We start from the raw sequence: 17,008 nt of genomic DNA on the forward strand, positions 1-17,008 counted from the left end.
GACCTGGTGTCACCGGGTCGCGTCGTCAGGAATCTGGAAGGCTCTGAATCGTGCGCTTGTCTGTAGTGGGTTGCGGGTACCTGGGAGCCGTTCACGCGGCCGCGATGGCCTCCATCGGTCACGACGTCGTCGGTATCGATGTCGACGAACGGAAGATCGCCACCCTGTCCAAGGGGGAGGCCCCCTTCTTCGAGCCCGGCTTGCAGGAGATCCTGACCGAGGGCATCGAGTCGGGCCGCCTGACCTTCACCACCGACATGTCCGCCGCCCAGGGTGCCAAGGTGCACTTCGTCGGCGTCGGAACGCCGCAGCAGGCGGGAAGCCACGCCGCCGACCTCACCTACGTGAACGCCGCGATCGAGGGCCTTCTGCCGTTCCTCAGCGAGGGCGACATCGTCGCCGGCAAGTCGACCGTGCCGGTCGGCACCGCCGCGCGGCTCGCGCCGAGCGTGGCCGAGCGCGGCGCGACCCTGGTGTGGAACCCCGAGTTCCTCCGCGAGGGCTGGGCCGTCCAGGACACGATCGACCCCGATCGCCTCGTCGCCGGTGTGCCCACCGAGAACGGCGCCCCCTCGGCCGAAGGAGAGCGCACTGCTCAGGTGCTCCGCGAGGTCTACCACCCCTCCATCGCCAAGGGCACGCCCTTCATCGTCACCGACTACGCCACCGCGGAACTCGTGAAGGTGTCTGCCAACGCGTTCCTGGCGACCAAGATCAGCTTCATCAACGCGATCGCCGAGATCGCCGAGGTCACGGGTGCCGACGTCACGACGTTGGCGGATGCCATCGGCCACGACGCCCGTATCGGCCGGCGCTTCCTGGGTGCGGGCATCGGCTTCGGCGGCGGGTGCCTCCCGAAGGACATCCGCGCCTTCTCGGCTCGTGCCGAGGAGCTCGGGCGGGGCGAGTCCGTCGCCTTCCTGCGGGAGATCGACGCGATCAACCTCCGCCGACGCGACCGGGCCGTCGAGCTCACCACCGAGGCCCTGGGCGGCAGCGCCTTCGAGAAGAAGATCGCCGTGCTCGGCGCGGCCTTCAAGCCCCACAGCGACGACATCCGCGACTCCCCCGCGCTCGACGTCGCCGTGCGTCTGCACGGTCTGGGCGCGAAGGTCACTCTCACCGACCCGGCCGCGATCGACAACGCCCGCCGCATCCACCCGCAGCTGACGTACGAGCGCGACCTCGACGAGACCCTGCGCGACGCCGACGCCGTCATCGTCGTCACCGAGTGGGACGAGTACCGTCGCGAGCTCTCCCCCGAGCACGCCGCTTCGCTCGCGCGGGGACGCGTCGTCGTCGACGGCCGCAACTGCCTCGACCCGGCCGCATGGCGAGCCGCCGGCTGGACCTACTTCGGCATGGGTCGCCCCTGATCCCTGCCCGACGGAAGACGCCCCGGCCGCTCGGTCGGGGCGTCTTCCGCATTCCGGCGAGCGCGCCGCGACGAAAGATCCGCGACCCGGGTTCGGCCGTGGGCGTGACGAATCGGCGTCCCGATACGTCTCCATCGTGAGCGGGTCGTCGTGGCCTCTCGCCACGAGCACATCGAAGAGGAAGAGGATGCCATGCGCAACAAGGTCATCGCGGTCGGCGCGATCGTGTTCATCGCCTACGTCATCGGCGCGCGGGCATCGCGTGTGCAGGTCAAGAACCGGGAGTCGGTCGGTCATCAGGTGGTGCGCCTGTGGAACGACCCCCGTGCACGCAAGCGTCGCCACAAGGCGGCCAAGAAGGCCGCCGCCGCCACCGAGAAGCGCGCGAAGAAGACGATGCGCCGGCTGCGTAAGTGAGTATGACCCCGGGCCGCACCTCTTCGGTGCGGCCCGGGGTCGTCTTCTGCGGACGTCGTACTCGCGTCGCCCCCGAGGGCGGATGCTCCCCTGTGGATGACGCCACCCTCCTCGCGCATGCGCATGCAAAGATGCTGCACAACCCGAAGGAGACCCCGTGCCTTTTGCGCCACGCCTCACCGCATACTCCGCCTCGTACGACGCCGGCGATGACCTCGACCTCCTCGGCGGGTTCGCACCGACCTGCCGGCGCTGTCTCGCCATGACCACGCCCGAGAGCGGGCGGCGCGGCGTCTGGTGGCGCTGCCCCGAGTGCGCTCTGCCGCAGATCGGCTGACGGCCGGATACGCTGACCCCGTGATCGCCAGCATCCTCATCTCGATCTCCGCCATCGTTTCGGCGGTCCTGGTCGGGTTCGTGGCGCGCCGCATTCTCGGGACCGCCGTCGGCTGGCCCCGCAGCATCGTGGTCGGGCTCCTCGTCTTCTTCCTCGGCGTCCCCTCCGCCGAATGGACGTTGCGCCAGACCGGTCTTCCCGAGGGAACGACCGTGATCCCCGCGCAGGACGTCTGGCTGTGGATCGGCCTGATCGCCCTGTCCCTGGCGTGGGTGTTCGCCCTCGGGGTGGCCACCCTCGTCGCCATCGAGGCGATCTTCCCGACCAGACCACTTCCCAACCCGGTCGACCTCGTGCGGGCGGCCCTGCGTCAGCGCAAACGCACTCGGCGCTACCTCGAGATCCTGACGATCGCCTCCCGCCACGGCGTCGGCTGGCTCTTCCACGGCGGCGGCTCCCGCGTCGAGGCCGAGCTCAGCACCTCGGAGGAACGCGCGAAGGCCATCGTCGCCACCATCAACGATGCCGGAGTCAGCTTCGTCAAGCTGGGCCAGGTGCTCTCCACCCGCCGCGACCTCATCCCCGAGCCATATCTCAGCGCGCTCGCATCTCTGCAGACGAGCGCCACCACTCTTCCCTGGGACACCGTCCGCGCCGTCATCGAAGACGATCTGGGCGCCTCCATCGACGAGGTCTACGCCGACGTCGACCCTGTTCCCCTCGCCGCGGCCTCGGTCGCGCAGGTACACCGCGCCCACCTCCTCGACGGCACCCCCGTCGTGGTGAAGGTCCAGCGCCCCGCGGCACGCGCGCAGGTGGAGGCGGATGCCGACATCATCGGCCGGCTCGCTCATCGCGCCGAGGCGCGCACGCGGGTGGGTCGGGATCTGCGCATCGAGTCCGTTGCCCGCGGATTCACCGCCACCCTCGTCGAAGAGCTCGACTACCGCATCGAAGCGCGCAACACGCGCATGATCCACTCGACCCTCGATCTCATCGATCGCGCCGAGCCCGAGCGGCGCGGTGTGGTCACCGTGCCCGAGGTGTTCGCCGCCGCGTCCGGGCAGCGTGTCCTCACGATGGAGCTCGTCGACGGCATCGCGCTCAGCGATTCCGCGGACCACCTCGCCGCCCTCGACGCCGCACAACGCGACCGGCTGGCCCAGGTGCTGATGTCCACCGTGATCGAGCAGATCCTCGTCTACGGCGTCTTCCACGCCGACCTGCACCCCGGCAACGTTCTTCTGAAAGAAGACGGCACTCTTGGGCTCATCGACTTCGGCGCGGTCGGGATCATCGAGCGCAGCCGCAGACAGCACATGACCGCTCTGCTCCTCGCCGCCCTCAGTGAGAACGACGTCGCCGCGACCGACGCGCTTCTGCTCATCGTGGACGCCCCGGCCGACGTCGACCTCGAGGCTTTCCGTCATGACGTCGGGATCGTGTTGACCACGGAGCATCTGCGCACCGGCGGCCAGGGATCGATCTTCACGCGCATGGTCGACGTCATCCGTCAGCACCGCATCGCTCTCCCGGGCGAGCTGGCCTCCGCGTTCCGCAGCTTCGCCACCCTCGAGGGCTGCCTGCGCGTGATCGTCGACGACTTCGACATGGTCGGGCGCGCGCTCCCGCTCATGCCGACGCTGCTGCGGCGCACGGTGTCTCTCAAGCGCATGGCGACCGACCTCCAAGCGCAGAGCGTCATCACGATGGCGCGGTTGGAGAACATCCCGCGCCGCCTCGACGCTCTGCTGACCGGTGTGGAGAAGGGGTCGATCGGCATCACGCTGCGCAGTGACGACGGCGACGACGTCAGCGGCATCCTCGGGCGGGTCACGGCCGAGGTGGCCTCCACCCTCGTCTCGATCGCCGCCGTCGTGATCGCGGTGGTCCTGATCCTCGCGGGAGGCGGTCCGGTCCTCGGCGGCGACGTCACGCTCTTCGCCGTGCTCGGAGCCGTCGTCGGTCTCTTCGGATTCCTCGGCTTGCTCCGCATCGTGCGCAGGACGTTCGGTCGCAAGGACTGACGACACGCCCGCACCGGTGCGACCCCGGGCCCGATCGACCGCTACTTTGAGCACAACCACCGTTCGGTGGCCGCTCGGACTCCGAAGGAGAAGTCCCATGGTCGCTCTCGCCGTGATCCTCATCGCCGCAGCCGTCTGGGCGACGGTCTCGCTCGCCGCGGGAATCGGGCTCGGTCGCGTCATGGCGCGCGCCGACGCCGAAGAATCCAGAACGGTGCTGAGCCGCTCGTCGGACCCGCTCCTCGTCCCCGCGCGCCTCTGACCTCACCCGCTCCCGCGGAGCTCCACCGCGGTGGGCGCCCTTCGTACGGTGAGACGTGCTCTCCGTCCGTGTCGCGTCACTCGCTCGTCGCCGTGGAGCCGTCGCGGCGGCTCTGTACCTGGTGACCCTCGGAGTGATCGTGTTCTGGCCGGTGCACCTCGAGCGCCGCGTCGACTTCCTCTACGACTGCCTGTACGCCGTCGTGCCCGCTGCCGCCGCGGTCGACCTCGACGTCATCGCGAACGTCGTCTTCCTCATCCCCTTCGGCGTCCTGCTCGCGCGTCTCCTTCCCGGCCACCCCTGGCTGCTCCTGGGCATCGCGTGGACCGTCCCGCTGCTGGTCGAGATCGCTCAGGGTGTCTTCCTCCCCGGCCGGACGAGCAGTGCGATCGACGTCGCCGCGAACACCCTCGGCGGAGTGATGGGCGCCATCGGGGTGGGGATCCGACGCCGATACGTCACCCGGCGAGACACCCGCCGTATGTCCTGACTTCGCCCGGTCGCGGTCCGCTTCGAGCGCCTGCTGGGCCGCTGCGTCGGTGAGGTCTCGAATGATCCGCTTCGGGTGCAACAGGCGGGGGTCGTACTCGCGCCAGTCGGGGGCCAGCTCATTCAGGTCGTCCACGACCTGGGACTTCCCCTGTAGATAGAGCGCGTGCATGCGACCCACCGCGCGCGGCAGGGAGTGCCGCCATTCGCGCAACCGCTCCGGGCCGATGATCAACCCGACGATGACGCCCACGAAGATCAGCTTGTCCATCCCCATGTCGAACACTTCAGCTCCTCCAGCCCGCGGGCGGCGCGGCCGGGGGCTCCGCCAGCTGCATTCCCCTGTATTCCCGCCGCGTGGCGGGGATGAAGCCCTGCGCGGCGGCCTCCGCATCGATGCGGGGAAGCGAGGCGATCGACGCGAGGATGGTCGACACCGCCCGGGTGGCCTCCCGTTCGAACGCCAGCCATACATCAGCCGGTCGGCCGACCGGGTCGACGATGTCGTCGTCCAGCCCGCGTCGCTCGACGGAACGAGCCCGAGCGGCCGCCTGCACGAGCGCGGGCCAGTTCCCGGCCCCGCCCGCGGTCGTCACGGTCTCGACCGAGCGGGCGAACTCTCGCACCGTGAACACCGACGAGATGAGATCGGGGCGAAGGTCCAGCACCGCACGGCGGTGGGCGCGTTCCGCGCACAGCACGGTGTCGCCGGTCTGCAGCACCCCCTCGTCGAGTCGTCGAGTGCGATGCTCGTCCAGCGAGAGGCCGTAGGTACGCCCCATCTCGATCGCACCGTCGGCCGCCGCGTCCCCCGGGCGCGCCGCTGTACCGGCGCTCGAGATGTCCAACACCGAGGCCGGGCCGGAGGCCAGACGCGTGCGCAGGAGCGCGGCGACGAAGGGGGATCGGATCATGTTGGCCGTGCAGACCACCAGCACGCGGTTGGTGATCATCGGTCGCATCGGCGCATCGCACGTCTCCCTCTGCGCGACACCTGCCACGCGGCGTCAGTCAACCGGAGCGCCAGACGGGGATGAACCGGAGCGGATGCACACCCCGCGAGCGCCGGGCTGGTGAAGTGCGGCAGCAGATCGGGCGATGTTGCCCCCGGGCCGCGGGCTGAGTCACGACCCCCGTCGAGCATGGAAGAACCGTCCGGCTATCGAAAGGTCCCCCATGGGTATTTTTGGGAACGCATTCTCGGGGTGGCACCTCATCCTGATCCTCGCCGTCATCCTTCTTCTGTTCGGCGCAGCCAAGCTCCCGGGGCTCGCCAAGAGCGTCGGAGAGTCGGTCCGCATCCTGCGCAGCGAATCCGGCAGTGACAAGAAGGCCAAGGCCGAAGAAGGACCGGTCACCACCGGCGCGGCACAGGACGAACTCCCTCACCGTTCCGAGTCGGGCCCGTCATCGCCCGCATGAAGTCCCCGCGCTCGCGACGCACGAGTGGCAAGAAGGGGGCCATGCCCCTCCTCTCCCACTTCGCGGAACTCCGCCGGCGGATCGCCATCTCGGCCGCAGCCATCGCGCTCGCCGGAATCGCCGGCTTCGCGCTCTCGGACGTCGTCATCGAAGCGGCTGCGGCGCCGCTCACGCACATCCAGGGCCCGTCGCTGACCGGTTTGAACTTCACACGTCTGGGCGAGGCGTTCGATCTGCGCTTCAAGATCGCAATGACCCTCGGCATCGTTCTGTCCGCGCCCGTCTGGCTCTACCAGGTCTGGGCGTTCCTGGTCCCCGGCCTGACCTCGCGCGAACGGCGGATCGGCGTCGTCTTCGTCGGCACCGCAGTCCCCCTCTTTCTTTGTGGAGCCTGGTTCGGGTGGATCGTCGTCCCCCAGATCGTGACCCTGCTCGCCGGCTTCGCCCCCGTCGGCTCCTCGACGATGCTCACCGCGAGCCAGTACTTCGACTTCCTCCTCAAACTGATCGTCGGGGTGGGGATCTCGTTCGTCTCCCCCCTCGGAATCATCGCGCTGAACGCGGTCGGGGTGCTCAGCGCGCGATCCATCATTCGGGGATGGCGTGTCGCCCTGGTCGTCATCATCATCTTCTCGGCGACGGTCACCCCGCCCTCCGACATGATGAGCATGGCCCTCATCGCCCTGCCGCTGTGCCTGCTGTACATCGGCGCCGCGGCGTGGGCGTGGGTGCACGACCGTCGAGCCGCGCGCCGCGCCCTCTCAGTCGGCTGAGCCCGGAGGGGCGGATACCGCCCTGACGTCGCCGTCGTCGAGAAGTCGACGCGCAAGGGTCTGCGCGGCCTCGGGCGACAACGCGAGCGAGGTGCCGATACCGGTCTCGATGACGATCCATGCCGCGGCGTCATCGGTACGGCGGAGTACGCCGACCTCGAGCGTCGTCATGACCCCCGGTCCGCTCCCCCGCCCGTCGCGAACGCGGCCGAGCCACCCCCACCCTTCGCTGCGGTGATCCTCATCGTCGGGGTGGGCCGTCGCACCGTGATCCGTCGTGCACCACTCGAACGCGCACCGCGCTCGCCGTTCGACGTCTTCGGAAGCTACTCGCCGTTCCATGCCTGACACCTCTCTCGTGGAGCCGCCGGCGACACCGACGACCCGAACATCGGCGGGCACGAAAGAAGTAAATCGCACACCTCCGACACCGCCCTCAGCGGCCGGGAGCGAGGCCTTCGGGAGGGGTGGGCAGGAGGTCCCGCAGAGGAACCTCCAGCACCTCGGCGAGGGCTACCAGAGTGCGAAGCCGCGGATTCGCCGAGGTGCCCGGGTTGGACTCGCCCTTCTCGAGCTTGCGGTAAGTGAAGGTCGCCAGCCCCGCGGCGTGCGCCACTTGCTCCTGCGACATCCGTTTGTCCGCCCGGGCGCGGAGAAGCCGCACTCCCAGCTCGCGGACGAAGTCGTTCCAGGGATCGGGCGCGTCGGTCATGCTCCCAGCTTGCTCGGGGACTCACGCTCACATACACATGCAAACATGCCGTGATCGCGGGGATACTCGTGCTCGCAGCCTCGCCGCGCCGAGGTGACACCCAGATGCCGCAGGGTGACGCGCCAGGCGATCCGAGACGGGAACTCGCCGCCGATGCCCGCCCACGCAACGAGCGGGAGACCCGCCACACCGGCCGGAGGGGCTCTCTTCACCCGCGCTCGCACGTCGGGCGCTCTGCCCTCCGCACTCCGACGCGATGAGAGAGTCCCCGCGCCCACGGCCGCTTCCATCCCGGCGCGGCTCTCCAGTGAATGTCCCCCGGGCCCGGACTGCGGAGCACCCATGAATCCTGCCGTCTCACTCACCGAGTCACCCGCGCGGCTGACGCGGCTCACCCCGCTCGAGTCGGCCCGACGCAGTACCTGGCAGCGTCGATACGCCCGACTCGTCGTCGTCGTCGATGCCCTCGTCGTCGTCATCGCCGTCGTCGGCACCCAGCTGCTCTGGCTGGGACCGCACCCCGTCGACGTGGCTTCGGTCGCCGTCGACTACACGACGGTGTCGGTCGGCCTCTGCCTGGCGTGGCTCCTCGCCCTCGGCCTCTGGGGGAGCCGACACCCCCGCGTGGTGGGCTACGGCGTCACGGAGTACCGGCTCGTGCTCGCCGCCTCCACCCAGCTCTTCGGGATCGTCGCCATCGCCGCCTACTTGACCAGCGCCGACCTCTCGCGCGGGTACTTCCTCCTCAGCCTCCCCGTCGGCTCCGCGGCCCTGCTCGGTGGGCGGGTCCTCTGCCGCCGATGGCTCGCCGGCAAGAGACGGTCCGGAGCCATGGGGGCACGGGTCGTCCTGGTCGGCGCAGACGAAGAGAACGCGCGCGTCGCCGCCGAACTGGCCCGCCAGCCCGCCGCGGGACTCCATGTGGTCGGGATACGTCCCCTGGCGCGCGTGTCGTCCGGTCCGACGTGGACGGAGCGGCAGGCCGATCTCCTGCGCGAGCAACTTCGCGTGCTCGATGCCGACAGCGTCCTCGTCTCGGGCGGCGCTCTGCTCGACTCTCACGACATCCGCCGGATCGGTTGGAGCCTCGATCCCGGCCGCCAGCACCTGATCGTCGCCGTGAACCTGACCGACGTCGCCGGGCCCCGCCTGCACACCCGCCCCGTCGCCGGGCTCCCCCTCGTGCACATCGAGACGCCCCAGTACTCCGCCAGACAACGGGTACTCAAACGCGCCTTCGACATCGTCGGCGCCGGCGCCCTGGTTCTTCTCCTGTCCCCGGTACTGCTCGTTCTGGCCGGGCTCGTCCGCGCGTCGGGACCGGGACCGATTCTGTATCGCCAGGAGCGCGTCGGCCAAGGGGGCTCACACTTCGGCATGCTCAAGTTCCGCTCGATGGTCGACGGGGCAGACGCCCGCCTGCACGACCTTCTGGCCGCACAGGGGCGCGACGGAACGCCCTTGTTCAAGGTCGACAACGACCCGCGGATCACCCCTGTCGGTCGCTGGCTGCGGAAATACTCCCTCGATGAGATCCCGCAGCTCTTCAACGTCTTGGGCGGGCAGATGAGTCTCGTCGGACCGCGCCCGCAGCGCGACGCCGAAGTCGAGTTCTACGACGACGATGCGCACCGGCGCTTGATCGTCCGGCCCGGTATGAGCGGCCTCTGGCAGGTCAGCGGACGCTCGGCCCTGGCGTGGGACGACGCCATTCGGCTCGACCTCTTCTACGTCGAGAACTGGTCGTTCATCGGAGACCTCGTGATCCTCGCCCGCACCTTCAAGGCGGTGGTCGCTCCCGGGTCCACCGCGCACTGACACGGAAACGACGAAGGCGCCCACCCGGACGGGTCGGCGCCTTCGTCGTGTCTGCGAGGAAGCGTCAGGGGGTCGTGCGTCGTCGACGCGGTGCGCTCGCGTCGACCGTGGGCTCAGTCGTCCGCGCCACCTGAACTTCACTCGTGGCCTCACCCGCCGCCCCGTCCGTTGTCCTCCGATGAGACAGGGGGCGGAGGGCGCTGACGTTCTCGGCGGGAAGGTCGGCCGACGTGCGCCGCTTGCCGTGTTCCTCGGTCGCGCTGGGCTGGGACGACGACTTCCGCAGTACCCGCCGCCACCACGTGCTCTTCTGGGTGCGACCGATTCCGTAGCCGTAGTAGCCGCCGTACTGCATCCCGTAGTAGCCCGAATCCGCCCCGCGGAGCGGCGCGCGGTTCAGCACGACCCCGAGCAGGTGTCCTCGCGTCTTCGCGATGTTCGCGGTCGCCCGCGTCAGCATGTCGTCGGTGGTGCGCCCGGCCGTCACCACGAGGACGGTCCCGTCGGCCCAGCTCGCGATCACCGCGGCGTCGGCGACGGCGAGCGTCGGAGGCGAATCGACGATGACGACCAGATCCTCGGCGAGCTTCCGCGACAGCGCCTGCATGCGCTTCGACCCGACCATCTCGCTCGGGTTGGGCGGGGTTCGCCCCGCGGCCACGACGAAGAGCCGTCCGTGTTCGTCGACCTGATGAGCGACCTGTTCGATCTGCGCGCGGCCGGCGAGGACGTCGGAGAGGCCCACGTCGTCCGAGAACCCGAACATGCCGCCCAGAACAGGGCGACGGAGATCGGCGTCGACGAGGATGACCGACTGCCCGGTCGCCGCGATGCTCACCGCCAGGTTCGCGGCGGTGGTGGACTTGCCGTCGCCGGGGAGCGGGCTGGTGACCACCATGATGCGCGCCGGGCGGTCGACGTCGACGTACTGGAGGTTCGTGCGCAGTTCGCGCATGGCCTCCTTGTGGGCGAACGACCCGCGCCCGTCGCGGATGTCGTCGAACGAGAAGACGGCGCGCCCCGCCGCCAACTCCTTGTCCACCGGGAGCACACCGACCACCGACGCATCGACGGCATCGGTGATGTCGCTGGCCGACCGCAACCGTCGGTCGAAGGTGCGTCGCACCAGCGCGAACACGACACCGGCAACGAGGCCGAGAAGCGCACCGATCATCACGTCCAGTCGTACGTTCGGTGAGGACGGCGAGGTCGGCAGTCGCGCCGAGTCGCCGGCGACGAGTCGCACCGCGCCCTGACCACTGCCCCCCGACTCGAGCTCGTCCACTTGCGTCGTCATCGCGCGGATCCACGCCTCGGCGAGATCGCGGGCCGATTCCGGGGTCGCCCCGGTGGCGTCGACGCGGACGTTCACGGTGTCGACCGGGTTGGAGACGCGGATGCGCTCCACGAGAGCCTCGGGACTGTCGGAGAGGCCGAGCTGCTGTCGAGCCGTATCGGCGACGCTGCGCCAGTACCCCATGTCGATGAACGATTTGACCTTGGACAGCGCCAACTGGTCGCCGGCAAGGGCGGCACCCGTCGAACCGTCCGACGCCACGGCCGCCACGTACCCGCTCGCGTCGGCGGAGTACACCCGCGCCTGCGTGGCGCTCCACCCGAGTCCGGCCAGCCCTCCCAGGACCGTCATCACGACGATCGCCTTCCAGTAGGCGCGCAAGATGCGCATCACTCGCTGAATGTCCACTCTGTGTCCGCCTTTCGCATGACGCGACGGCGAGACCGTCGGGTCGCCCGCAGCATAGGCACAGGCGCGAGGACGCTTCTCTCGGCACGGACGGCCGGGGTGGCGGGCGAGACACTCACGACACGAACCGCAGGGGATGCCGGTCGGCAGTCGAGAAGAGGGTGATGCGGATGGGGTGATGCCGGGGTGACGAGGGGGATGAAAGACCTGTTCTCCGCCGAGTTCGCCCGGTCCTCACCCTCAGGATCAGCACCAAGCGGCCGAGACGTGCCGCGCCGAGAACTCCCACCCTTCGGGGGGAGGCCCCGCCCTAGTGGAGATGACGATGCTGATCGATGTGGACACCCTTCCGGCCGGAGCGCGCGTGACCCGGCGGACGAGCCGTTTCTGGGCACCGCGCGAGGGGCCGATCTCTCATCTGCGCGAGGCCCTCGCGAGCGACATCGTGCTGCTGCGCGGACCCACCGGGGTCGGGAAGACCTCCCTGCTGCGCCAGTTCGCGCTCACCCTGCACGACGACACCGAGATCGGTGTGCAGCTCATCGACGGCAACCTCACGCCGCCCGAGAGCATCGACCGCATCGCCGAGGGCTTCGCCAGCGGGCCGTCGCGGCATGTGCTGCTGATCGACAATCACGTCGAGGGCGTCGGCGTCTCCTCCGAGCACCTCCTGCAGATGCTTCACGCCGATTCCGAGCTGCGAATCGTCGTGGGCACCCGGTACGCCACCGGTCTGGAGAGCCCACTCGTGGCTCTCGAGTTCGACGTCCATGTCGTGCCGGCCGCTCGCCTGCGGATGACACGTGACGAGCTCGCACTCGTCCTGGCGCTGAACGGGGTCGAGACCACCGAGGCCGCCACCGACGAACTCGCCGAGCGCACCCACGGATGGCCCGCGCTCGGCCAGCTCGCAAGCGCCCGGCTCCGTCTGGAGGGCCTGCCGCTGAGAACGCGCGAAGAGGCGATCGCCGTCGCCGACTATGCGGGCGCGGCTCTGACCTCCGACATGGAGCAACGGCTCGATATCCCGATCACCGACGAGGTTCGCCTGCTCGCGGTCGCCCCCTTCATCAACGCGGCACTCGCGGAGGCGATGGGCATCGACTCCACGACGGGTTCGACGGCGGAACTCCTCGTGCACCTGCAACACGCGGGTCTGGTCTGGCCGAGCTCGACACGGCTCGTCCTCGCCGAGCCCATCCGCGAGCAATGGTTGCGCGACATCTCGGCACGTACGCCGGGGGTGGTGACGACCGCCCGTCTGAGCCTGCTGAATCATCTCGTCGAAGCGGGCGAACCCTTGCTCGCCGCGCAGATCGCGGCGGACGCCGAACAGTGGCAGACGCTGGCATCGGTGCTGCGAGATTCCGCTCCGGAGATCTGGGCTCGCGACGCGGACAGCTTCGCTCACCTGGTGGGGCGCTTGCGCGACAGCGCGCCGACCGACCCCCTCTCGATCGACGTGCTCCTCGCGCTCGACCCCGATACGGCGCTGTCACCCGAGACTCCCGGGCTCGCCGTCTCCGCACTGGGCCGCCTCCCCGATGCGAAGACGGCCGCGGCGGCGAGCAACCTCGAGGCTCTGACTCTGCGCATCAGTCTCCTGAGGGCGGCCGGGCGCTTCGCTCTCGCCACGGAGTCGGCGTCTCTCCTCGTCGACGGCCTCCGCCGCCACCGCGATGCGGAGCCGGAGGCTTCCGCCGAGGGGTGGTACCAAGCGGGCATGACCGCGTTCGCGATGGGGCGACTGCGCGACGCGGCGCAGTCCCTCCGCCAATCGGAACGCCTCGCCTCACCCGCCGGCCGATCACGCGTGAGAGGGGCGCTCGCGGTCGTCGCGCTCCTCGACGGCGACGTCCGGGGAGCGTCGGGCATCGTGGGCCAGAACCGAGACGACAACTGGACGGCGTCCCCCTGGGGAGAAGGGCTCCGCGTCGCGACGGCGTGGCTGCAGTTGGAGGGAGGGGATCCGGCGTCGGCTCGGGCGCTGCTGGACCAGATCCCGTCGACCCGGGGAGCACGTGAGCTCTGGCCGTACGCCGCGTCGATCCACGCCCTCGCCTTCCTGCTCTCGGGAGCGGCATCCGACTCCCTGGGTCTGCTCCGGGTCTGGGCCGTTCGCGCGCGCAGCACCCCGCCCTCGCACTACCAGTCGACCCAGCTGCTCACCGCACGGGCGAAAGTCCTGATCGCGCTGCGACAGGCGCGCAAGGCGCTCGCCCTCTTCGAAGGGCCGTTCTCTCTTTCTCCGGCCACCGCGCCGGCGATCGCGCTGTCGCAGTTGTACGCGGGGCGGACGCACGAAGCGTTCGTCATGAGCGTCAAGTGGGGTCTGCACCACGAACCCGCTCCGCGCGCTGCTCTCGAGAGTCTCGTCGTCAGCGTGGTGGCCGACGTCCGCCTCAACGGGGTGAGCGCACATCGCACCGCCGCGCAACGCGCGGAGTCGTTGAGCATCCAGCACGATCTGTGGAGTCCATGGAGCGCCGTCGCACCGGAGGACCGCGCGCTGGTCCTTCAGATGCTGACGCCCGCTGCGCGAGAGCGGGTGAGCGAACGGCGCTCGTTCTTCGCATCATCCGTCAGCGTGCCGCACCTCACCAAGCGCGAGCAGGTCGTGCTCGCCCACCTGACGCCCACCTCGACGATCGCCGACATCGCACGGGTCCTCGTCGTGTCGCCGAACACGGTCAAGACCCAGCTGCAGAGCCTGTACCGCAAGCTCGAGGTGTCCGACCGCTCCAGCGCGATCCGCGCGGCCCACGCGTGGGGCCTCATCGAGATCGAGACGGAGGCCTGATCACTTGGGCCGGCGCCGACGCAGTCGACCGACGACGACGCGAGCCACGACCAGCAGCACCAGGACGACGATCACCCCGGGCACCGACAGGGGAACCCCGGCACCGCGCAGGACCGCGACGACGACGATCAGCGCCGCCAGCGGAGCCAGCAACATCACGATCTGCCATACACGTCGTCGAGTCACGGCGACAACGCTAACCTCTCGCCCGCAGGGCTCGCCCCGCGACCTCAGGAGACCGGTCGGGTGGAACGACGCCCCGGCGCCGCCCGCTCATCGGCCGCCACCTGCAGGCCGAAGACGCCGAACCAGGCGATCGCCAGCGTCGCGGCGGTGAATTCCAGGTTGCCTCCGAGCACCGTGTCCCCGCCGAAGAGCGAGAGCATGGCGCCGGTGAACGACGTCACCCCGACGGCCACGAGGGTCATGACGCTCGCCGCGCGCATCCACGGCCGTCGTCGCAGAGCCGCTACCTGGCCCATCGCCACGATGGCGAGGACGAAACCCAGCACGGCGAACGAGATGTGAAAGAGGTCTTGCACCTGTGCGCCCGGGGTGAACGGAACCGGGCAGCCCGGGGAGCACGTGATGACCGAGGCTACGGCGAAGCAGAGCCCGCACACCAGCAGGGTCGTGGCGACCGGCCATCCGACCACGTATCCCCCGCCTCGACCGACGAGGGCGCGATCGACGAGCACCGCCGCGATGGCGAGCAGAAGCAGCGCGAGATTGAACAGCGGCGCCGTGGGCATGCCGGTCGCACCGAGCTGGCTGACGTACTGCACGCTCGGGTCCACACCCCGGCAGACCCAGATGAGCGCGGCACTGACGAAAGCTGCCGATCCCCCCACGGTCGCGAGCGTCGCGGGTCGAGGCGGTCTCACCCGTGATCGTGCGGGCGCGGACTGGTCGACGGTGTCGATCATCGACTCCTCCTGGGGGACAACGGGGCTCGGCCACATTATCGCTTCACCCCGGGCTGTCCGACGCCGAGGTGATCTGTCGATCCAGCGGGGTGAATTCCCCACGCCCTGGTCCGCCTGCTCGCGCGGCGCACCCGATGCTGGATCCGCGGGCAGAGCGAGCACGTCGCCTGCGAGCCGGGGGGCCGCATTGCTGAATGTCTCGCTCTGCCCGCACCTTTCCCGCTTCGGCGGTACCTCGCGTCGACGACCCGGTCGTAACGGGCGCCGGCGCGCCCATTCACCGGAGCACTCCGGGTGGGGCGAGCGCCGGGGTGAAAAAGGGGGGATCTGCGCACCCGCCGGGTCGGATCGATGCAATCGTCGAGATCGAGCGATCGTCGAGTTGTTCTCCCCCAAGATTCGAACTCTTCCACCGCGATCGCTCACTCTCGGATGCGCGGTCTCGCCGCCTCGGCACCCGGCCGCGAGACCGCGCATCCCCTTAGAGCCTCCTCCGAACGCCTTACGCCCGCACGCCGATGGGGTTGAATCAAGGGGCGCCCGGATCGGACGCGACACCCCGAGGAGGACCCCGTGACCGACGACCGCGCCGACCACGAGACCGGCCTGGATGCCCTTCTTCAGGCGTCCGAGAACGGCGACGAAGGGGCGCCCATCTTCCCCGTCGGCTTCCGCGGCTACGATCGCGACGTCGTCGACGAAGCCGTTCGTGAACTCGGTGAACGTCTGCGAAGGGCTGCGGACGACGCGCACGACGCGAAGATGCGCGCCGAAGCGATGTTCGCCCAGCAGCGCGCGGAGCATGATGACGAGCTCGAGCAGGCTGCGCGGCGGCACAGCGAAGAGAACGGCGAGCTGCAGGAACGTCTGCGCGAAGCGGCGGCGCGTGCCGCCGAGGCCGAGACACGGGCATCGGCGCTGTCCGGCGAGTTCGCCGCCCGGCTCGGAGAGGACATCGATCCCGAACAGGGGCGACAGCAGTTCGATGCGATCCTGCGCGTCGCCGAAGAACAGGCGACCGTGCTCGTGCAGAACGCCGTCGGGCAGGCGGAGCGCCTGCTGACGAGCGCTCACGACGAAGCCGCCTCCATCCGCGAGGACGCCGTCGCCGAGCAGTCCCGCCTCCGTGCCGAAGCCCAGCACGACGCCGACCAGATCCGCCTCCGCATCGAGACGGAGGCGACGGCGCACGCCGCGCGTCTCGAGCGCGAAGGCGCGCACGCCGCCGAACGGGTGTCGCAGGCGGAACGCGAGGCCGTGGCGGTGCGCACCGAAGCCGAGAAGGGCGCGGCCGCCCTGCGTTCGATGGTGTCTCGCGAGACGGGGGATCTTCGCGCGAAGGCGGAGCGCGACGTCCGCGAGATGACCGCGCGGGTGCTCGAGTTCGAAGAATCCCTCACGCGACGGCAAGACGATGCGCAGCAGGAGTTCCTCGTGCTGCACAACCAAGCGGTCGCCCACGCCGAGCGGATCACCTCCGATGCGAGCGATCAGGTGGCGGCGGCACTCGAGCACGCGCGCCGGATCAGCGCCCGGGCCGACGACTACGAGCGGCTGGCCCGCGCCCAGGCGCAGCAGGTCGAGGCCGACACGCACGTGCGCGCGCGCGACATCCTCGACGGATCCCGCGAGAAAGCACAGCGCATCGCCGACACGATCACGACGCACGCGGCGTCGGTCCTCCGAGACGCCGAGGACCGAACCCGTGATCTGCGGTGGCAGCAGCAGCAGCTGAGCAGCTTCATGGCCGAGATGAACGAGCTTCTGCGCGCTGTGCCCCGCGGTGGGTCGACGGGTCTCGACCTCGAAGACGACGCACCGACTTCGAGTACCGAACACGACGAGAAGCACACCGAGGTGGAACGAGACGTCACGGTCGGCGCGCACGAGGACGACGAGGTCGATCCTCCCAGCTGACGTTCGGCGCGCATGCTCTCCCGGAGC

General features: G+C 69.7%; 17 protein-coding genes. 11 read left to right on the forward strand and 6 right to left on the reverse strand.

Annotated features, from left to right (window positions below; translation table 11 throughout):
• Nucleotides 1–50: 50 nt before the first annotated feature.
• The 6 genes from BJP65_RS05940 to BJP65_RS17120 all read left to right on the forward strand — a co-directional run bounded on the left by BJP65_RS05940 (nucleotide 51) and on the right by BJP65_RS17120 (nucleotide 4,909).
• The gene (locus tag BJP65_RS05940; RefSeq protein WP_070408540.1) at nucleotides 51–1,376 is read left to right on the forward strand and encodes a UDP-glucose/GDP-mannose dehydrogenase family protein; all 1,326 of its coding nucleotides are present in this window, start codon (nucleotides 51–53) and stop codon (nucleotides 1,374–1,376) included.
• Between the two features lie 150 nt (nucleotides 1,377–1,526).
• A complete protein-coding gene (locus BJP65_RS05945) occupies nucleotides 1,527–1,793 on the forward strand; it encodes a hypothetical protein (protein ID WP_258027533.1) in 267 nt (88 codons plus the stop codon).
• Between the two features lie 157 nt (nucleotides 1,794–1,950).
• Nucleotides 1,951–2,130 carry a hypothetical protein gene (locus BJP65_RS16765; RefSeq protein WP_070408541.1) on the forward strand — a complete coding sequence of 60 codons (180 nt, stop codon included), beginning with the start codon at nucleotides 1,951–1,953 and terminating at the stop codon, nucleotides 2,128–2,130.
• Nucleotides 2,131–2,150: 20 nt separating this feature from the next.
• Nucleotides 2,151–4,157, forward strand: a complete 2,007-nt coding sequence (locus BJP65_RS05955; RefSeq protein WP_070408542.1) for an AarF/ABC1/UbiB kinase family protein — start codon at nucleotides 2,151–2,153, stop codon at nucleotides 4,155–4,157.
• A gap of 97 nt (nucleotides 4,158–4,254) precedes the next feature.
• The gene (locus BJP65_RS16500) at nucleotides 4,255–4,419 is read left to right on the forward strand and encodes a hypothetical protein (protein WP_156784826.1); all 165 of its coding nucleotides are present in this window, start codon (nucleotides 4,255–4,257) and stop codon (nucleotides 4,417–4,419) included.
• Between the two features lie 151 nt (nucleotides 4,420–4,570).
• Nucleotides 4,571–4,909: a VanZ family protein gene (locus BJP65_RS17120; RefSeq protein ID WP_374754283.1), complete on the forward strand. Its 339-nt coding sequence runs from the start codon at nucleotides 4,571–4,573 to the stop codon at nucleotides 4,907–4,909.
• 286 nt (nucleotides 4,910–5,195) lie between these two features.
• Here BJP65_RS17120 and BJP65_RS05965 read toward each other — a convergent pair whose 3' ends face one another.
• Nucleotides 5,196–5,861 (reverse strand): hypothetical protein, encoded by a 666-nt coding sequence (locus BJP65_RS05965; RefSeq protein ID WP_070408544.1) that lies wholly within the window; start codon nucleotides 5,859–5,861, stop codon nucleotides 5,196–5,198.
• Between the two features lie 223 nt (nucleotides 5,862–6,084).
• On the opposite strand from BJP65_RS05965, the gene BJP65_RS05970 reads away from it, so the two are divergent.
• Both BJP65_RS05970 and tatC read left to right on the forward strand, forming a co-directional pair.
• Entirely contained in the window at nucleotides 6,085–6,330 is a 246-nt protein-coding gene (locus BJP65_RS05970; RefSeq protein ID WP_070408545.1) for a twin-arginine translocase TatA/TatE family subunit, read from the forward strand.
• A gap of 41 nt (nucleotides 6,331–6,371) precedes the next feature.
• A complete protein-coding gene (gene tatC / locus BJP65_RS05975) occupies nucleotides 6,372–7,103 on the forward strand; it encodes a twin-arginine translocase subunit TatC (RefSeq protein WP_070408546.1) in 732 nt (243 codons plus the stop codon).
• On the opposite strand, the gene BJP65_RS05980 is transcribed toward tatC, so the two are convergent.
• A complete protein-coding gene (locus tag BJP65_RS05980; RefSeq protein ID WP_070408547.1) occupies nucleotides 7,092–7,274 on the reverse strand; it encodes a hypothetical protein in 183 nt (60 codons plus the stop codon). The two genes, tatC and BJP65_RS05980, sit on opposite strands and share 12 nt — an antisense overlap.
• 265 nt (nucleotides 7,275–7,539) lie before the next feature.
• Entirely contained in the window at nucleotides 7,540–7,815 is a 276-nt protein-coding gene (locus tag BJP65_RS05985) for a helix-turn-helix domain-containing protein (protein ID WP_070408548.1), read from the reverse strand.
• A 342-nt stretch (nucleotides 7,816–8,157) separates the two neighbouring features.
• Between BJP65_RS05985 and BJP65_RS05990 the strand changes: the two genes are divergently transcribed.
• Entirely contained in the window at nucleotides 8,158–9,633 is a 1,476-nt protein-coding gene (locus tag BJP65_RS05990; protein WP_070408549.1) for a sugar transferase, read from the forward strand.
• Between the two features lie 64 nt (nucleotides 9,634–9,697).
• On the opposite strand, the gene BJP65_RS05995 is transcribed toward BJP65_RS05990, so the two are convergent.
• Nucleotides 9,698–11,320, reverse strand: a complete 1,623-nt coding sequence (locus BJP65_RS05995; protein WP_070408550.1) for a polysaccharide biosynthesis tyrosine autokinase — start codon at nucleotides 11,318–11,320, stop codon at nucleotides 9,698–9,700.
• Between the two features lie 343 nt (nucleotides 11,321–11,663).
• Between BJP65_RS05995 and BJP65_RS06000 the strand changes: the two genes are divergently transcribed.
• Nucleotides 11,664–14,138, forward strand: coding sequence for a LuxR C-terminal-related transcriptional regulator (locus tag BJP65_RS06000; RefSeq protein WP_181015992.1), 2,475 nt, complete (start codon nucleotides 11,664–11,666; stop codon nucleotides 14,136–14,138).
• Here the strand turns inward: BJP65_RS06000 and BJP65_RS16505 are convergent, their stop codons facing one another.
• Both BJP65_RS16505 and BJP65_RS16770 read right to left on the reverse strand, forming a co-directional pair.
• Nucleotides 14,139–14,324: a hypothetical protein gene (locus BJP65_RS16505; protein ID WP_156458711.1), complete on the reverse strand. Its 186-nt coding sequence runs from the start codon at nucleotides 14,322–14,324 to the stop codon at nucleotides 14,139–14,141.
• A gap of 44 nt (nucleotides 14,325–14,368) precedes the next feature.
• On the reverse strand, nucleotides 14,369–14,989 hold the full coding sequence (locus tag BJP65_RS16770) for a DUF998 domain-containing protein (protein ID WP_162239396.1): 621 nt from the start codon (nucleotides 14,987–14,989) through the stop codon (nucleotides 14,369–14,371).
• Between the two features lie 648 nt (nucleotides 14,990–15,637).
• Here BJP65_RS16770 and BJP65_RS06010 point away from each other — a divergent pair.
• Complete coding sequence (locus BJP65_RS06010) at nucleotides 15,638–16,981, forward strand: cell division initiation protein (protein WP_181015993.1); 1,344 nt, start codon at nucleotides 15,638–15,640, stop codon at nucleotides 16,979–16,981.
• Nucleotides 16,982–17,008: the final 27 nt, after the last annotated feature.

The organism is Microbacterium sp. BH-3-3-3 (assembly GCF_001792815.1).
In the GTDB taxonomy this organism is placed as follows: domain Bacteria; phylum Actinomycetota; class Actinomycetes; order Actinomycetales; family Microbacteriaceae; genus Microbacterium.

What these genes read in the sequence shown, in the direction of transcription:
- tatC (WP_070408546.1), top strand. Translation starts at nt 6,372, where the DNA reads ATGCCCCTCCTCTCCCACTTCGCGGAACTCCGCCGGCGGATCGCCATC.
- BJP65_RS05995 (WP_070408550.1), bottom strand. Translation starts at nt 11,320, where the DNA reads ATGCGCATCTTGCGCGCCTACTGGAAGGCGATCGTCGTGATGACGGTC.
- BJP65_RS05990 (WP_070408549.1), top strand. Translation starts at nt 8,158, where the DNA reads ATGAATCCTGCCGTCTCACTCACCGAGTCACCCGCGCGGCTGACGCGG.
- BJP65_RS05985 (WP_070408548.1), bottom strand. Translation starts at nt 7,815, where the DNA reads ATGACCGACGCGCCCGATCCCTGGAACGACTTCGTCCGCGAGCTGGGA.
- BJP65_RS05980 (WP_070408547.1), bottom strand. Translation starts at nt 7,274, where the DNA reads ATGACGACGCTCGAGGTCGGCGTACTCCGCCGTACCGATGACGCCGCG.
- BJP65_RS05965 (WP_070408544.1), bottom strand. Translation starts at nt 5,861, where the DNA reads ATGATCACCAACCGCGTGCTGGTGGTCTGCACGGCCAACATGATCCGA.
- BJP65_RS05970 (WP_070408545.1), top strand. Translation starts at nt 6,085, where the DNA reads ATGGGTATTTTTGGGAACGCATTCTCGGGGTGGCACCTCATCCTGATC.
- BJP65_RS06000 (WP_181015992.1), top strand. Translation starts at nt 11,664, where the DNA reads ATGCTGATCGATGTGGACACCCTTCCGGCCGGAGCGCGCGTGACCCGG.
- BJP65_RS16500 (WP_156784826.1), top strand. Translation starts at nt 4,255, where the DNA reads ATGGTCGCTCTCGCCGTGATCCTCATCGCCGCAGCCGTCTGGGCGACG.